Origin of the sequence: Nocardia sp. NBC_01388 (assembly GCF_045040085.1) — a bacterium.
GTDB lineage: Bacteria > Actinomycetota > Actinomycetes > Mycobacteriales > Mycobacteriaceae > Nocardia.
The window spans coordinates 2,365,344-2,380,459 of the sequence record NZ_CP109553.1 but is presented as its reverse complement, the minus strand read 5'-3'; the positions used below and the strand labels follow the sequence as shown (position 1 = coordinate 2,380,459).

The window sequence follows — 15,116 nt, the reverse complement described above, 5'->3', positions numbered from 1 at the left end:
ACTTCGAGCTAGTCGGCCGGGGTGGTGCGGGCCTTCTTTCGCCGGTGCGCGAAGGCTTCCAGTTGGCCGGAGACCACCAGGATCAGTAGTGACCACAGTCCAATTTGCGGCAATGCCACCGCGACGACCAGCGCGATGGCGGTGGCCGCCACATTGATCCAGCGCACGGCGAGATCTTCGGCGGTGATCCGCTCGATGTCGGCGAGCATGCCGGCTCGGTAGAGGATGAACTCCTCGATCCGAATCGTGGCCTGGGCGACCACCAGGACGCCCACGTAGAGGCCGACCGCCAGGCGATCGTGGCGCTGCGAGTAGACGTCGAGGACCGTCGCCACCGGGAGGGCGACAATGCAGAGCAGCCACACCATATTGACCCGCAACAGGCGCGGGGTGTAGCCGGTGGCGCGCTCGAACAAGCGGTGATGATCCCGCCAGAGCACGCTGATCACCACGAAGCTGACTCCGGCGGCGGTCAGCGCATAGCTGTTGTCGGACAAGAACTTCGCGGTCGACGAGGACGCGACATCTCGTGCGCTGTCGACGAGGGGGAGCGCGATCAGCGTTATGGCGATGGCGACTACGGCATCGCTGAAGTAGATCAGCCGCTCGAGTCCTCGCTGGGTCCGTAGCGGGCCTGCTTCGGGGGCGGTCACCGCGTTGACACTACCGGTTCGCGCTCGCGAGGCAGGGTTCGCCGATCTGAAGCTGCCGTCAAGCGGTCAGAAGAGCCCGCGCGCGGCGCACCTCGGGAATTCCGATTGCCTTCGCGGCGAGCAGGAATGCCACAGCTCCGCCTGCCGCGCCGCCCGTCAGCGTGACGATATGCGCGAAACCATGACCGGAGACGGTGTGCTGTGCGATGGCCATGACGGCCGCGCACGATGCGCCCGCGATGGCGGTCGCCCACACCACCCGGGTGAATGTCTCACCGACAGCGGTGAATCCGAGCAGTCCACAACGCTTGCGCAGCAGCACATGCCCGAGCGTCGCACCGACAACGTAGGCGAGCGAGCTGGAGACGCTCAGCAGCACGACGACGATATGGTCGGGAAAGACCGCCGCCGAGACGGCGATGACGGTGACCTTCGTGACCACCATCGCGACATTGATCACCGTCGGGGTGCGAGTGTCGTTGTAGGCGTAGAACACTCGCATCTGGAGCATGACCAGCGCGAACGGCGCCAGCCCGAAGGCCGAGCATGCGACGGCCGTTCCGATCAACCGGGCCGCCACCGGATCGAGCCGCCCGCCGAATACCGTGCCGGCCAGCATCGGGCCGAGCAGCGCCATGGCCACCGTGATCGGCACCAGCGCCACTGTCAGATACCGCGCTCCGCGCCCGAGATCCGCGATCACACCGCGCAGATCACCGAGGGCGGCGAAACGGGAGATCCGCGGCATGAGCAGTGTCAGCAGCGACGCCGCGAGAATCCCGTAGGGGACCTGAAACAGCAGATCCGCGTACGAGGAGATGGACATCCCGCCGTGGTCGAACGCCACGCGCATGGTGACGGCGACACCGACCTGGCTGATCGCGGCGTACCCGAGGACCCAGCCGAGCACCGGAAGTCCGGCGCGCACCGGACGCCAGGTATAGGGGAGAGGGCGAGCGTGCCAATTCCAGTGGAATCCATTACGGCGCAGAGCAAACAAGACCCACGCGGCCTGCCCGACGAGTCCCGCGGTAGTGCCGAGACCAATTGTCAGAATCTGTGCGGTGGTCATGGCTGTCGGAGTCAGGGTGACCGGTCCGGGCGCTACTTGCGCACGCGCTGGGCGTGCTGCACCGCGATGGGATAGGCCCGGCGTACACCGAGGTGAACGAATCCAACACCGCGGCAACGGCATTGTTCGACGGTGTCGGTGCCCGGCGCGTCGAGAGCAATCTAGAACTAGGCAGTGTTTCGAAGTGAGGGCGGGCCGGACGGCCCGCCCTCACTCTTGTCGTAGCCATTGATTGATCGCAGCGACATGCACCGTCGCCAGATACCTGACCGCGAGCTTGTCATAGCGAGTAGCCACCGCCCGATGCTGTTTGAGCTGGTTGATGCCACGCTCAACCGCATTACGGTCCCGGTAGACAACCGGATCGAACGCCGGAGGCCGACCACCGGCCGCACCGCGGTTACGGCGATGCCCGGCCTGATCCGCCGGAACCGGGATCGTCACCCGAACCCCACGCCTACGCAGCCAATCCCTGTTCCCACGACTGGAATACGCCCTGTCGGCCAGCACCCGAACCGGCCGCGACCGCGCCCGGCCACCACCGAGCTTGGGCACGGCGATCGCATCGAGCACCGCCGTGAACTGGGGACTGTCACCAGCCTGACCAGGCGTGATCAGCAGCGACAGCACCCGACAGCCTTGTTCACAGGCCAGATGCAACTTCGTCGACCAGCCACCCCGCGACCGGCCCAGCCCGTGATCGACCGGCTCCGCAACCACGCCGCCAGGCGGCTCGACCTGCCGGTCACCGTCACGACGGGCCCCGGCAGCATGCTGATGGGCCCGCAGAATCGTCGAATCCACACTCACCTGCCACATGATCCGACCGCCGGCATCAGCGAACGCCTGCAACAACTTCAAAATCAACACCCACACTCCGGCGCGCTGCCAGCGCCGGAACAGCCCATACACCGCCAGCCACGATCCATACACCCCTGGCACGTCCCGCCACGGTGATCCGACCCGGGTCCGCCACCGGATCCCGTCGATGAGCTGCCGTTTCGTCCATTGCGGCGGGCGTCCCGCCTTCTTGTTCCGGGGCAGCAACGGTTCCAGCCGAGCCCATTGGGCATCGGTCAGGTCCGCACGCCCCGCCACCGCTACGCTGGCCACGAGGTCTCCGGTATTGAGGGTTCTTCTTCGACAGCTGAACCAACTACCGGAGGCCTCACCTATACGCCAACGCGGACAACGGTTTCCGCTGAAGTAGTTGATGGGGTGGCACCGCTGCGCGGTGCCACCCCATCAACTACTTCGAAACACTCCCTAGTGCTGCGATGACCGGCCCCGGTGGGTGGCAAGTGCCGTCCTGCGGCGCCTGCCACCCACCGTAGGCGTGAATTACGTTGTGGCGATGAGTATCTGCTCCGAGCTGGACGGACGGAGGTTGTCCGTGCGACCGGAGAAGTAGCGCGCGGCGACGTCGTCCGCGGATACGTGCCGAGCTCCGGAGAATCCGGATTCCGCTGCGAGCGCGATGATCTCATCGGGGGAGTAGAAGATGATGAAAGGATTGCCTGCGGCTCGGGCGAGGCGTTCGGTATTGCTGCGGCCGGGCTGTTCTTCGGATTCCACCAGCTCGAGAGGGAGGGTGAAGGTGGTTGCGAAGGTGGAGCCGGGTGCGAGTTGGGCTGCCTGCCGGAAGGTGCCCGCATTCGCCTCGGCGCTGAGGTACATGGTGACGCCGGTGGAGGCCACCACGGCAGGGCGATCGGCGTCGAAACCCTCGTCCGCCAAGCGGTCCCACCACGATTCGGCCTCGAAGTCCACGGGCACCAGTGTGAGGTGTTCGGGGAGGCCGTAACCGAGGTCGATCAGCCGGTGGCGTTTCCATTTCTGCGGCCCGGTCTGGTCGACTTCGAAAATCCTTATGCCGGAAGCGATATCGGGTCGTCGCTGGGCGAAGGTGTCCAGGCCCGCGCCGAGAACCACGTATTGGTCGATACCGAGCGCGGCCTGTTCCTCGACCAGGTCTTCGATCAGCCGGGCCCGCGCCACGATGGTGGCGCGAATGCGGGCCATGATCGCCGGGTCCATATCGGGCCGTTCGCGCCAATTCCCCTCGGGCGCAGCCAGCTTCAGCCCGATGTCATCCTCGAGCACATGCGGCTGCGCATCGACCCGCAGGTGCAGCGCGCGCCACAGCGCGACGCGCAGCGCAGTGTCCTCGGGAGCGATGGTGTGCAGCATGTTCAGTCCTTGCCCGGTGCCTGTAGGTTCCAGAGCCGGCCGTCGGGATCGCGCACGAGCATCTCCCGGGTCCCGTAGTGGGTGTCCTCGAATTCGTTCAGCACCTCGAGCACCGCATCGGGCTGGAACGCCTGCTCATCGGTCACCTTCAGCACGAATTGCGTCCGCGCCTCCTGATCGGCGGGAACCTCGACGAGGAATACGTATGGCCCGGTGTGGTGCCGCAGCAGCCCGGAGCCGTGGTCGGTGGCGAAATCGAGTTCGAATCCGAGTGCCTGGTAGTACTTCGCTGCCTGGCCCCAATTGTGGGTCTCCAGGAATATGCCGTCGATGCCTTCGATGGTCACGTCAGTCCTCATTCTTCGCTGAATTCCGCTGCTGCTGTGGGCTTTCGAGGTACGCCCGGAGTGCGTCGGCCACCAGGGCCGACAGGGACATACCCTCTTCGACGGCATGGAGTTTCACCTGCTTGATCAGACTGATCGGCAGGTACACATTGAATTGCTTGACTCCGCCAAGGGAAATCAGAGCGTCGGCAGCGCCTCCAGGCGATCCACCAGATACGCGCGCTCGACCGCGTTCTCGGTGAGCAGCAGTGCGGCTTCATAGGCGGACTTCGCCTCCGCCGTGCGGCCGAGCTCGGCCAGGAACGCGGCGCGAGCGGCCTCGAAATACCCGTAGGTGGCTATCGCCGGCTCACCGGAAAGGTCCTCCAGCAGCACGAGTGCACGCTCCGGCCGACCCGAAAGACCCACGGCGATCGCATAATTCAGATGCACCACCGGCGACGGCCATTCGCGGCGCAGCAGCACATACAGTCCGGTGATCTCCCGCCAATCGGTCTGCTCCCAGGTCGGCGCTTCATCGTGGACAGCCGCGATGGCCGCCTGCAGCGTATACCGATCCATATGCGGCAGAGCCTGTTTCACCAGAGCGATACCCTCGTCGATGGCCGGCCGATCCCACCGGGACCGGTCTTGATGCTCCAGCGTGAGCAGCCGCCCGTGCTCGTCCACGCGGGCAGCGCGGCGCGCATCGGTGAGCAGAATCAGCGCCAGCAATCCGGTCACCGAGGGATCGTCGGGAACCAGCGCATGCATCATGCGCGCCAGCTGGAGTGCGCGAACGGTGAGATCCGGCCGTACCAGCACATCACCGGAAGGAGCGGTGTGACCGGTCGTGAACAGCAGATGGATGACCGCGCTGATGGCGTCGATGCGGTCTGGAAGCTCCCGCACCGACGGCACCCGATACGGGATGCGCGCCAGCGCGATCTTCTTCTTGGCCCGGGTGATTCGGGCCGCCATGGTCGATTCACTGGTGAGGAACGCACGCGCCACCTCGGCGGTGGTGATGCCGCAGACGAGCCGCAAGGTCAGCGCCACCTGGGCGTCCCGCGACAGCGCGGGGTGGCAGCAGGTACTGATGAGGCGCAGTCGATCATCGGGAATCGCGGACTCCGCATCGATACCGTCGAGTGCGAGATCCGCTGTGTCGGTATCGGTTTCCTCGGTGACCAGCAGTGGCAGCGTCCGCTTCATGGCCGACTCGCGGCGCAGCAGATCCAGCCCCCGGCGTTTGGCGACGGTGGTCAGCCATGCGGCAGGCCGGTCCGGCACACCGTGCGCCGTCCACTCGGTCAGCGCCTTCGTATAGGCGTCCTGCACGCATTCTTCGGCGAGGTCGAAATCGCGGACCAACCGCACCGTCGCGGCGAGCACAAAGGCCCATTCGCGACGGTGCGCCTGCTCCACGGCCGCGGTGACGCGCGCGGCCGGGTCGAGAATTGTCATCGGACTATTCGAACGCCATGATCGGCCGGACCTCGACGCCACCGAACGGTGTCGGCACCTGCTTGGCCAGCGCGATCGCCGCATCCAGATCCGGCGCCTCCAGCAGGTAGTAGCCGCCGAGCACCTCCTTCGCCTCCGCGAACGGCCCGTCGGTCACCGTCACCTCACCGCCTGCGCCCTTGCGAATGGAGGTGGCCGTGCCACTCGGCTGCAATGCTTCCCCGCCGAGCCGAGCCGCACCCGCGATCTCCTGGAAGGTCACATGCTCCTGATAGATCGCCCCCAGCTCCTCCTGCGACGCGGCGGCGTACCCGGCTTCGTCCTCGTACAGCAGTACCAAATACTTGCTCATCGTTTCGCTCCTTGGGTTCCGGCGGCCCGATGTTCGGGCTGCTCTACCTCTCCGACGAGCGGGTTCGCCGGAAATCGACAACTCTGCGGAAAATCTTTCCACTACCGCGCGCTACTGGGAATTGCCGATCTCTGTTCTGTAAAGCAGGAGGGAATGCCGGGGCTCGATTGGCGACGGGTGATGGCGGCGACGTAACACCGCGAATAGTAGGGCGATTGACCAGCTGAAGCCCTGGCACGAATCCCCCTACGGGTCAGGGCTTCGTTTATGTGAGCGGGCGTCTACTCCATACGTGCAGTGCGGTCCGGCCAGTGCCGGCCGTCGAAATCCGGAGCAAGCCAGAGCGGTCTGGTCAGGAAGCCGGCCGGCCCCTGCGCGAGATCGGTCGCCCAGTCGCCGAGAGGGTTACGGGGCCACAAGGTTCTCGCCGGCGACCAAATGAATTATCACGGTGGGGGTTTCGCTGGAGCGGGCACGCACAGCGGCCAGCACCAACCCGTCGGCGGCGACCTCGACGCGGTCGGTGCCGAGGCTGGAGGCCACGGTCACGGCGGCCGCGTCTTCAGCGGCGTACCCGGTCAGCCCGTACCAGCCGATCTCACTGTCGGTCCTGCGGTAATCGTTGGTGCGTTTGCCGTTGCTCGTGGTGAACTTCACTTCGGCGTGTCAATAACCGATTGGCTGGTTGGCCTCGCACGGTTCGGCGTCGTGTTCCGGGTCGGCCGTAACCGCCAAAGTTCGCAGCGGCCCGGCTGGCCTCAGATCGGCAGGGATCACGAACGCCCGCCCCGCGGTCTTTCTGGATGATCATCGCGTCGCGCGCCGCGCCTTGCGACGATATCTCTCTATCCTGGTCGAATGAGCCCAGTTGCGACATCGATGGTGCAGGTAGGACCGGATCTGGACGCGGTGACGACGGTTGGCTACGAGGACGATCCAGCGGGCGCGGCGCATGACATAGCGTCGATCTGGGAGTCGGTGCGCTCGTGGTACCTGATGGGGACCACGCCCGCGATCCAGGTCTGCCTGCGGCGGGACGGGAAGGTCCTGCTGAATCGGTCGATCGGGCACGGCTGGGGCAATGCGCCCGCGGACGGTCCCGATTCCGAGAAGCGGCTCGTCACGCCAGATACGCCGTTCTGCGGCTTCTCCACGGCCAAGGGCGTCGCGGCCGCGCTCATGTTGATGCTGATCGAGCAGGGCGCGTTCGCGCTGGATGATCCGGTGGCCCGGCACATTCCGCTGTTTGCGGCCAACGGCAAAGACCGGATCACCATCGGCGATGTGCTCTCGCATTCGGCGGGCGTACCGTTCATCACCCCGCCGTATCGCGGCGTCGACCTGGTGCTGGACGAGGAACTGGCGGCGCGGGCGCTGTCCGATTTGGTCCCGAGCTGGCGGCCCGGCCTGTTCCGGGTGTATCACGCCATGACCGGCGGATTGATCCAGCGCCTGCTGGTGCAGCGGACAACAGGTAAGGCGATGCGTGAGCATCTGCGCGAGCAGGTCTTGGACCCGCTCGGATTCCGCTGGACCAATTTCGGTGTCCGTCCCGAGGATGTGGACCAGGTCGTGCCGAGCGTGAAGGTCGGCCCGGGGCCCTCCCGTATCTGGCGGCATCTGGCGGGCAGGGCACTCGGCGGCGGACTCTCCGGACCCACCACCGCCGAGGCCGAGCGCGCCTTCCTCACCGCGGAACTTCCCTCGGGCAACCTCGTCACCACCGCCTGCGAACTCTCCCGCTTCTACGAGATCCTCGCGCGCGGAGGCGAATTGGACGGCGTCCGGATCATGCGCCCGGAGACACTGCACACCGCCATCCAGCCCGCCCGCTGGATTCCCGGCGTGGCCGGTCGAGTCTCGGTAGCGGGCTACGAACTCGGCGCCCGCCGTTCGAAGTTCGGCCGCAATACCGAAACCCATTTCGGCCGAAGCGGATTGACCACCCAGTACGGCTGGGCCGACCCGTCCCGCGGCCTCTCGGGCGCAATTCTCACCAGTGGCAAAGCCGTCGCCGATATGTCGCGCCCCTGGGAATTGGTCGCACAGATCTCAAACTCCATCAGTCGGCACGAGTAGTCCGAAGAAGGCAGCCTGCGGTATCGCGACCGCCGACATCGGATTTCGGGTCGTAGCGTCCGGGTGCTCCCTCAGTCGGGGAGCATCGGGATCGAAAATCCTTCTCCACGACCGAGGAGGGCGGCGCGGGTGACGGCGCCGGAGCCGAACCGAGTGTGCAGCGCATCCAGGGTCGAATCGAGAGTCGAGTCCGCGCGGGATTCGAGGGGGAGCGCCAGCTGCATGGTGTCGGCATTGTCGAGGTTGGTCAGAGACAGGCCGATGAGGGTCACGCCCCGCTCGTGAATGGTGGGCAGCGCGGCGGTCAGGAGTGTGCGGGCGGCATACAGGACAACCGCGCTGTGGTCGGTTGCCTGCGGCAGGGTGTGCGATCGGGTCGCCCGGGTGAAATCGTCGAATCGCAAGCGCAGCACCACGGTTCGGCACACGCGGTCGGCGGATCGCAGGCGGCGGCCGAGCCGATCGGCCAGCCCGTGCAGATACGCCTCGAGTTCGTCGTCGGCACGGGCGCGCCGCCCGAGGGCGCGCTGCGCGCCGATGGATCGCCGGCGTTTGCCGGTATCGACCCGGCGCGGATCCCGCGCCCACGACAGGGCATACAGATGCCGCCCCGCGCCCTGCCCGACCGTCGCGGCCAAAGCTTCCTCGCCCAATTCCGCGAGCTGCCCCACCTTGGTGATGCCCCGCTCGCGCAATTCCCGAGCGGTCACCTCGCCGACGCCCCACAGTCGCTCCACCGGCAGCGGATGCAGGAACTCCAGCTCCCGATCCGGCGTAACCTCCAGTAGCCCATCGGGTTTCGATACCGCACTGGCCACTTTGGCAAGGAATTTGGTGCGCGCCACACCGACCGAAATCGGCAGTCCGGCCTCATCACGCACCCGCGCGCGCAGCCTCCGAGCGATCTCCACCGGGGTCCCCGCGATCCGCCACAGTCCGCCGACATCCAGAAACGCCTCATCGATCGACAGGCCCTCCACCTCCGGCGTGGTGTCCCGGAAGATATCGAATACCGCCCGGCTCGCCTGCGCATAGGCATCCATCCGCGGCGGCACCACGATCGCGTGCGGGCACAGCCGCAACGCTTGCCGCGAATTCATCGGCGTGCGCACCCCGAACGCCTTCGCCTCATAACTGGCCGCGAGCACCACGCCGGACCCCACAAGCACCGGCTTACCGCGTAGCCGCGGATCGTCCCGCTGCTCGACCGAGGCATAGAAGGAATCGAGATCCGCATGCAGAATCGACGCCCGCTCGGGGCGACTCGGTTTCTCGATCTCGGCACCGGACACGAACATATGTTCGCATACGCTTCGGCGTGTCTGCCTCGCCGCGCCGGAAATGATGCTCTGACGCGAGGTTCAGGCCAGACCGTGCTCGAGGATGTCGAAGGTTCGGTTGATCAACCCCAGCGCTCGCTCGCGGATCCAGGGTCCGGGGATTCCACTCTGGTCCAGGCGTCCACCATTCGCGCGGTCACGGCCGACATGGCGGGCAGTCGTCGGCACTCCTCATATCACTCGGCTGACCCCGGACGTAGCTCGGTGCCATCGAGTTCGATTGCGGGACACTGTGACCGGCCGTATGCGGCGCCCGGAGTGGCGGCGCAGCGGAGGGCGTTCAGTGTTGATCTCCGGTTAACAAGCAAGTGCTTGTTTAGTTCGACCCGGCCGTTGATGATCATTGCATCGTGTCGGTGATCTGCGGGGAGGGCCCAGTGGGGCTGCGTTTCGATTTGTACGACTTTTCGATCAACCAGGACCCGTATCCGGTCTATGCGAGATTGCGGGAGGAGGCGCCGGTCTTCCGTAATGAGGAGCTGGACTTCTGGGCGCTGTCTCGGCACGCGGATGTCACTACGGCGCTGCGGGATACGCGGAGGTACTCCAATTCGCACGGCGTGCTGTTGGAAGAAGGAGCGTGGGATCCGGAGGTAGCCCCCAAGTTCCTGTCGTTCCTCGCTATGGACGCACCTCAGCACACTCGGATGCGGTCTCTGGTCTCTCGCGGATTCACTCCTCGTCGCATCGCGGCGCTGGAAGACCGGATTCGGGGCATTGTGCGCGGGTATCTGGATGAGGCCCTGCAGTCCGACGAGTTCGACCTGGTGAAGGATCTGGCGGGGAAGGTGCCGACGGATGTGATCTGCGAACTGAGCGGAGTGCCCGAGTCGGATTGGCCGGCGGTCGGGCGGATGATGACGAATGTGATGTACCGGGTGGACAATGTCCCCGGCATTCCGCCCGAGGCGATGGAAGCGGCCGTGGGGCTGTACGGCTACTACGCCGCGCTCGTCACCGACCGGCGCAGCAATCCGCGTGACGATATGGCCTCGACCCTGGTGCAGGCCTCGGCCGACGGCGACAGCCTCACCGACGAAGAGATCATCGGCTTCATGTTCCTGATGATCGGAGCGGGCAATCAGACGACCGCGCATCTGCTAGGTAATGCCTGGTACTGGGCTTGGCGCAATCCGGATCAGCGCAAGGCCGGACTCGGCGGGCGGATCGCCGACTGGGTCGAGGAGTCTCTGCGCTACGACCACCCGTCCCCGGCCTCGGCCCGATTGCTCACCGAGGACGTCACCCTGCACGACGTGACCATCCCCGCCGGGGAGCGCGTCCTACTGCTCATGGGGTCCGCCAACCGGGACCCCCGAGTCTTCCCCGACCCCGAGCGCTTCGATCTGGACCGAGATACCAAGGCAATGGCCACTTTCGGCGGCGGACCGCACTTCTGCCTAGGTTCCCCCCTTGCCCGCCTGGAATCCCGGGTGGTCCTCGAGGAACTGTCGGCCCGCATCACCGACTACGAAATCGATGAGCAGCGAGCCGTGCGCACCCACGCGGCGAGCGTCCACGGATTCACGGCTATGCCAACCACACTCACCCTGCGTTGACCCCGATCGCCCGCTGCGGCGATCGGGTCATCGCCACCGACTTCGCTGTCCAATCACCCTCTTGTGCACAGGGATACGCTCAGTCCTCCGGGCCCAGTTCGACCACGGTGCCCGGGTGGGCCAGCGAGGCGACGGTGATGTGACCGCCCTTGGCCTGGTCGATGACCTGGCCTTGCCAGGCGACCAGGCAGGAGGCGGCCTCGCTGTTGTAGGCGTGATCCAGGATCGGGGCCAGGGTCTTGGCGAAGTCGCCCTCCGCGGCGATGAGCTGCGCGCGGTAGGGGCCGTAGTAGGGGAGTATTGCCTGCAGCACAACGGCTTCCACCGCTTGCACATTGGCGATGATGGGATCGATCAGCGGCTGGTTCTGGGTGATCACCGGTGCGATCTCGGCCAATATCGGCCCGGCCAGCTGCAGGATCGGCTGATAGACCGAGCCGAGCGCGAACGCCTCCGACGAGAACGGGCCGGCCAGCGGAGCCAGGCCGATCAGCGAGGCCAGTCCGCCCTGCTGCTTCGGCGCGGGCCAGCCCAGCGGGCAGACCGGCTGGGATTCGACCGGCCGGGTGGCGAACGGGTTGCCCGCCGCGAGCGGTATCGAACCATCCTGTCCGGGAGCCTGATTCAGCGGCACGGACGCATTCGGCGAGGTGCCTCCCCCCAGCGGGACGGACGCATTCGGTGCGGTGGCTCCGCCCAGTGGCACGGAGGCGTTGGGAGCAGTCCCTTGGCCGAGCGGCGCCGAAGCAGCCGGCGCTCCACCCTGACCCAGGGGAACGGCGGCGCCCCGGACCTGACCGATCGGAACTGCGGCATTCGGCGCCTGACCCAGGGGTGCGGGGGCATTCGCGCCACCGGGGGCTACTGCTTCGGGAGCAGCGCCGTCGGCGACCGGTGCGGGCGCTACCTCCACCTTGCCGGACGCGGCGGATGTTGTTGTGGTGGAGGTCTGTTCGTTCGCGACCACGGTGGTCGTGGTGTGGTCATCGGCGCGAACCGTCAGAGTGGTGACCGCGGCGGCGCTGCCGACGACGGTCAGCGCGGCGATCGCACGGATGGCAGCGACCACCGCCGGTCGGCGATTCTTTTCGGCGGAAGTCATCGGCCGGTACTCCTCGGTGTTGTCGCGGGCGAGCCCGCGGCGTCGGGTTCGTAAACGCCTTCCAGATGCCAGACGCCGGTGAAGCCGTTGAACGGACCCCCGACGATCAGGCTGGTCCACTGGAGGGTGAAGGCGCGGGACTTCGGGTCGTAGGTGCCGGTGGCCGAAGGACCTTGGGCGGCGTCGGAACTCGGTCGATCGAACCAGCGCTGAGCGACCCAATCCCAGGCCTTCTGCACCTGCTCCGCGCCGGCGACCTGCGCACCCTGCTTCTCCGGTGGCTTGGGAGCGCCCTGATTGAATTCCTGATCGTTCCAGGACGCGGCCCACGCGGACAGGTCGGCGGTCAGCTTCCCGTGATTGTCGGTCACGGTCGGCGGCGGCACCGCGCGCTGGGTTTGCGGATCGACCGCATTGGTGGAGGTGCCGAATTCCACTGCGAAGAACTTGGCCGGCTTGGTGATCGAGGCCGCCAGTGAATTGCCCTTCGCGAAACTGGGATTGGGCTCACTCTGATAGCCGCCGACGCGCAGTCCGCCCGCCGTTCCCGGTTCGAGCAGCGTGGTCGAGCCGCCCTGTGCGGGCGAATCGCCATTGGGCATGTACGGCCCGTTCTCAGGGGTGCCGCCCGGCTGCACCATGCGGAACCAGGTGCCGGTCACGGCGTTTCCGTTCGCCGCGCCGGGTGTGAAGCGCAGTAGTCCGACGAGCTGCTCCGGTCCGCTCGCGGATTTGGCGGAATCATCACTGCCGCAACCGGTTGCGAGCACCGCGGTGGCGGCCAGCAGGACCGCGAATGCGCGGCCGATAGTACGTCCGAAAATCCTCACTTCGAGGTACCTCCCTTGGAACCGCCGCGGCGTGAACCGATCAGTGCCGGCCGCAACCCCGCGGCGGCGACCGCCAGGGCGAGGAATCCGGGTATGACAAAGCCCCAGCCCAGGCCGCGGAAAGCGGTGATGCCCAGCGGCTTCGTCGAATCATTGAGTGCGCCAACGGCATCGAAATTGCCGACATTGTCGTTCAGCACGCCGACCAGCGCCGCGAACCGAGCCGTCATCGGCTGCCAGCGCGCTTCCAGCGCCGTGATGCCGGTGCGATCGGCGTCCGGGCGGGCGGTCTTCAACGCGCTCACATAGCGACTGTTGAGCTCCCCGTCCGCAGCGACGATGGTGACGAAATAGCCCTGGACCGTGCGGACTTCGTCGTGGGTGAGAATCGGCCGGAAATCATTGATGAGCGGCTGCGCCGCCGGCGCGGCCTGAAACAGGCCACCGGTGAGGGGCACCGCGATCAGGGCAACTCCGGCCAAGGCCGCCGCTCCGTGCCAGAACACGCCCCGCTTACCGTTTCGCGCGGCCCGCAGCCCGAAGCCGCCCGCCGCGATCAATACCAGTCCGGGCAGCGCCAGCAGCCAGGGCAGAACTCCGAAAGGCGCGGTGCTGGAAAGCTTCCGGTAGTTGTCCTGATTGGCGTCGATGCTGTTGACCATGCCGGTCAGGCTGGCGTTGATACTCGGGTAGTCCTGAACGAACTTGTCGACGTATTCGAACTTGCCCGGCTCTCCGCCGTTCGCCTGAATAGCGAGGACGTTCGTGCGGGCCTCGTCGAGGACATGCAGGTCATCTCGATAGTCCTGAATGCTTTTCGAGGCGATGTAGGGATGGAAGGCGTCGATCATGGCCTCGCCCTTGATCGCCCGGGGGAACATGCCGGTGATCAGAGGTGCGGCCACCAGCAGCACGCCGAGCACGATCAGCGCGACGAACGGCCAGCGGGCCGCCACCCGCTCGGGCGCGCGTTCGATGGTGGAGACGAATTCGCTGTACGCGGGCAGTGCGGACGAGGGTGGTGCGGACGAGGGTGGTGCGGAGGTCATCGCCGGATCCGGATCTTGGCGAGGCGTCCGGCGCTGAAGAACGCGGCGGTACCGACCACGGCGACCACGAACAGCACCGGTATCAGCCACGAATTGCGCTGATTACTTGGAATTTCCACGCTCTGTGCGACGGGAGCAGGATCGGCCTGTGCAGTTCGCGGGCCGGCCGCGGCGTTGATGGGCGCGGGATCTGCGTTGACGGCCGCGGCATCAGCCGGTGCAGGTGGGGCGGCGACCGGCGGTTGCGCCGGACCAGCGGCGTGCACGGGCGCTGCCGCCTGCGGCGCGGCCGGTGCGATCGGGGCCGCCGCAGGCGCGGCCTGCAGCCCGCCACCGCGGTACTGCCCCGCCAGATGCCAGAGTCCGGTGAAGTTGTTGAACGGCCCGCCGACGATCTGACTCGTCCACTCGATGACGAAATTGCCTGTCCCATCGATGCTTCCGCTGATCGGGCTGGTCTTGCCCGGCAGCCCGCCGCCGGGCTTCGGGGAGCCCTGATTGAAGAGCTGGTTGTTCCACGTCACGCCGAGGCTGCTCAAGTCACCCGACAGGTGCCCGCCGTCGCTGTAGATCTGCGGCAGGCCCGCGCCCGTACCGGTCTGCGGATCGGTCGCATTGGTGGCCGTCGCGAAGTCCACGCCGTAGAACCGCACCAGTGTGGTGACCCGTCCGGACACCGCATTGCCCGCTCCATCGAATGCCGCCGCGGGTTGTGGCTGATAACTGCCGCTGACCAGTCCGCCGTCACTGCCCGCGGACAGTGGAGTCACCGTTTGATCGCTGCACCGCGAATCGCTGTTCTGCAGATACGGCCCGTTCGCATCGCCGGTGGGCAGGATCATCCGGAAGAAGCTCCCGGTGACCACCCCGTTCGCGCACACCCCGGAGGAGAGCGCGAACAGCCCGTTGAGCGGCGCGGGTTCCGCATGCGCGACCGGCGCGGCCAGGGCGGCGAGCCCGAGCGCGGCCAGGCCCGCAGCACACCGATACGAATTCCGTGCCATAACTTGTCCCTCGATTGATTCGGTGCTGATGTACTCCAAGTGTTCGGACAGCACACACATAGCAACTCGAGTCGGCCGAAAAGTAACCCCTTG

16 protein-coding genes are annotated in these 15,116 nt (G+C 66.5%); 2 read left to right on the top strand and 14 right to left on the bottom strand.

Annotated elements, in window-relative coordinates; genetic code table 11:
* Positions 1–8: 8 nt before the first annotated feature.
* From OG716_RS11540 to OG716_RS11500, 9 genes are all read right to left on the bottom strand, one after another.
* Positions 9–653 carry a TMEM175 family protein gene (locus OG716_RS11540; protein WP_405137627.1) on the bottom strand — a complete coding sequence of 215 codons (645 nt, stop codon included), beginning with the start codon at positions 651–653 and terminating at the stop codon, positions 9–11.
* Positions 654–711: 58 nt separating this feature from the next.
* Positions 712–1,725, bottom strand: a complete 1,014-nt coding sequence (gene murJ / locus OG716_RS11535; protein ID WP_405137626.1) for a murein biosynthesis integral membrane protein MurJ — start codon at positions 1,723–1,725, stop codon at positions 712–714.
* Positions 1,726–1,935: 210 nt separating this feature from the next.
* On the bottom strand, positions 1,936–2,838 hold the full coding sequence (locus OG716_RS11530; protein WP_405137625.1) for an IS5 family transposase: 903 nt from the start codon (positions 2,836–2,838) through the stop codon (positions 1,936–1,938).
* 228 nt (positions 2,839–3,066) lie between these two features.
* Positions 3,067–3,915 carry a class I SAM-dependent methyltransferase gene (locus OG716_RS11525; RefSeq protein WP_405137624.1) on the bottom strand — a complete coding sequence of 283 codons (849 nt, stop codon included), beginning with the start codon at positions 3,913–3,915 and terminating at the stop codon, positions 3,067–3,069.
* A gap of 2 nt (positions 3,916–3,917) precedes the next feature.
* Positions 3,918–4,262 carry a VOC family protein gene (locus OG716_RS11520; protein ID WP_405139635.1) on the bottom strand — a complete coding sequence of 115 codons (345 nt, stop codon included), beginning with the start codon at positions 4,260–4,262 and terminating at the stop codon, positions 3,918–3,920.
* A gap of 1 nt (position 4,263) precedes the next feature.
* Entirely contained in the window at positions 4,264–4,440 is a 177-nt protein-coding gene (locus OG716_RS11515; protein WP_405139633.1) for a CopG family transcriptional regulator, read from the bottom strand.
* On the bottom strand, positions 4,440–5,708 hold the full coding sequence (locus tag OG716_RS11510; RefSeq protein WP_405137623.1) for an RNA polymerase sigma factor: 1,269 nt from the start codon (positions 5,706–5,708) through the stop codon (positions 4,440–4,442). Before OG716_RS11510 ends, OG716_RS11515 begins: the two co-directional genes overlap by 1 nt.
* A 4-nt stretch (positions 5,709–5,712) precedes the next feature.
* Positions 5,713–6,060, bottom strand: a complete 348-nt coding sequence (locus tag OG716_RS11505; RefSeq protein WP_327139217.1) for a YciI family protein — start codon at positions 6,058–6,060, stop codon at positions 5,713–5,715.
* 405 nt (positions 6,061–6,465) lie between these two features.
* Positions 6,466–6,717 (bottom strand): hypothetical protein, encoded by a 252-nt coding sequence (locus OG716_RS11500; RefSeq protein WP_405137622.1) that lies wholly within the window; start codon positions 6,715–6,717, stop codon positions 6,466–6,468.
* Positions 6,718–6,918: 201 nt separating this feature from the next.
* On the opposite strand from OG716_RS11500, the gene OG716_RS11495 reads away from it, so the two are divergent.
* Positions 6,919–8,139 carry a serine hydrolase gene (locus tag OG716_RS11495; protein WP_405137621.1) on the top strand — a complete coding sequence of 407 codons (1,221 nt, stop codon included), beginning with the start codon at positions 6,919–6,921 and terminating at the stop codon, positions 8,137–8,139.
* A gap of 71 nt (positions 8,140–8,210) precedes the next feature.
* On the opposite strand, the gene dinB is transcribed toward OG716_RS11495, so the two are convergent.
* Positions 8,211–9,437, bottom strand: coding sequence for a DNA polymerase IV (dinB, locus tag OG716_RS11490; protein WP_405137620.1), 1,227 nt, complete (start codon positions 9,435–9,437; stop codon positions 8,211–8,213).
* A 419-nt stretch (positions 9,438–9,856) separates the two neighbouring features.
* Between dinB and OG716_RS11485 the strand changes: the two genes are divergently transcribed.
* Positions 9,857–11,038, top strand: a complete 1,182-nt coding sequence (locus OG716_RS11485; protein ID WP_405137619.1) for a cytochrome P450 — start codon at positions 9,857–9,859, stop codon at positions 11,036–11,038.
* A gap of 79 nt (positions 11,039–11,117) precedes the next feature.
* On the opposite strand, the gene OG716_RS11480 is transcribed toward OG716_RS11485, so the two are convergent.
* From OG716_RS11480 to OG716_RS11465, 4 genes are read right to left on the bottom strand one after another with little or no spacing between them, the layout of a single operon-like run.
* Positions 11,118–12,140, bottom strand: coding sequence for a hypothetical protein (locus OG716_RS11480; RefSeq protein WP_405137618.1), 1,023 nt, complete (start codon positions 12,138–12,140; stop codon positions 11,118–11,120).
* Positions 12,137–12,970 (bottom strand): hypothetical protein, encoded by an 834-nt coding sequence (locus OG716_RS11475; RefSeq protein ID WP_405137617.1) that lies wholly within the window; start codon positions 12,968–12,970, stop codon positions 12,137–12,139. The genes OG716_RS11480 and OG716_RS11475 overlap by 4 nt, the downstream gene beginning before the upstream one ends.
* A complete protein-coding gene (locus OG716_RS11470; protein ID WP_405137616.1) occupies positions 12,967–14,019 on the bottom strand; it encodes a hypothetical protein in 1,053 nt (350 codons plus the stop codon). The genes OG716_RS11475 and OG716_RS11470 overlap by 4 nt, the downstream gene beginning before the upstream one ends.
* The gene (locus OG716_RS11465) at positions 14,016–15,023 is read right to left on the bottom strand and encodes a hypothetical protein (RefSeq protein ID WP_405137615.1); all 1,008 of its coding nucleotides are present in this window, start codon (positions 15,021–15,023) and stop codon (positions 14,016–14,018) included. The genes OG716_RS11470 and OG716_RS11465 overlap by 4 nt, the downstream gene beginning before the upstream one ends.
* Positions 15,024–15,116 lie beyond the last annotated feature (93 nt).

Excerpts from the sequence above, each read along its gene's own strand:
- murJ (WP_405137626.1), bottom strand. The coding sequence starts at position 1,725 with ATGACCACCGCACAGATTCTGACAATTGGTCTCGGCACTACCGCGGGA.
- OG716_RS11525 (WP_405137624.1), bottom strand. The coding sequence starts at position 3,915 with ATGCTGCACACCATCGCTCCCGAGGACACTGCGCTGCGCGTCGCGCTG.
- OG716_RS11510 (WP_405137623.1), bottom strand. The coding sequence starts at position 5,708 with ATGACAATTCTCGACCCGGCCGCGCGCGTCACCGCGGCCGTGGAGCAG.
- OG716_RS11505 (WP_327139217.1), bottom strand. The coding sequence starts at position 6,060 with ATGAGCAAGTATTTGGTACTGCTGTACGAGGACGAAGCCGGGTACGCC.
- OG716_RS11495 (WP_405137621.1), top strand. The coding sequence starts at position 6,919 with ATGAGCCCAGTTGCGACATCGATGGTGCAGGTAGGACCGGATCTGGAC.
- dinB (WP_405137620.1), bottom strand. The coding sequence starts at position 9,437 with ATGTTCGTGTCCGGTGCCGAGATCGAGAAACCGAGTCGCCCCGAGCGG.
- OG716_RS11480 (WP_405137618.1), bottom strand. The coding sequence starts at position 12,140 with ATGACTTCCGCCGAAAAGAATCGCCGACCGGCGGTGGTCGCTGCCATC.
- OG716_RS11470 (WP_405137616.1), bottom strand. The coding sequence starts at position 14,019 with ATGACCTCCGCACCACCCTCGTCCGCACCACCCTCGTCCGCACTGCCC.
- OG716_RS11465 (WP_405137615.1), bottom strand. The coding sequence starts at position 15,023 with ATGGCACGGAATTCGTATCGGTGTGCTGCGGGCCTGGCCGCGCTCGGG.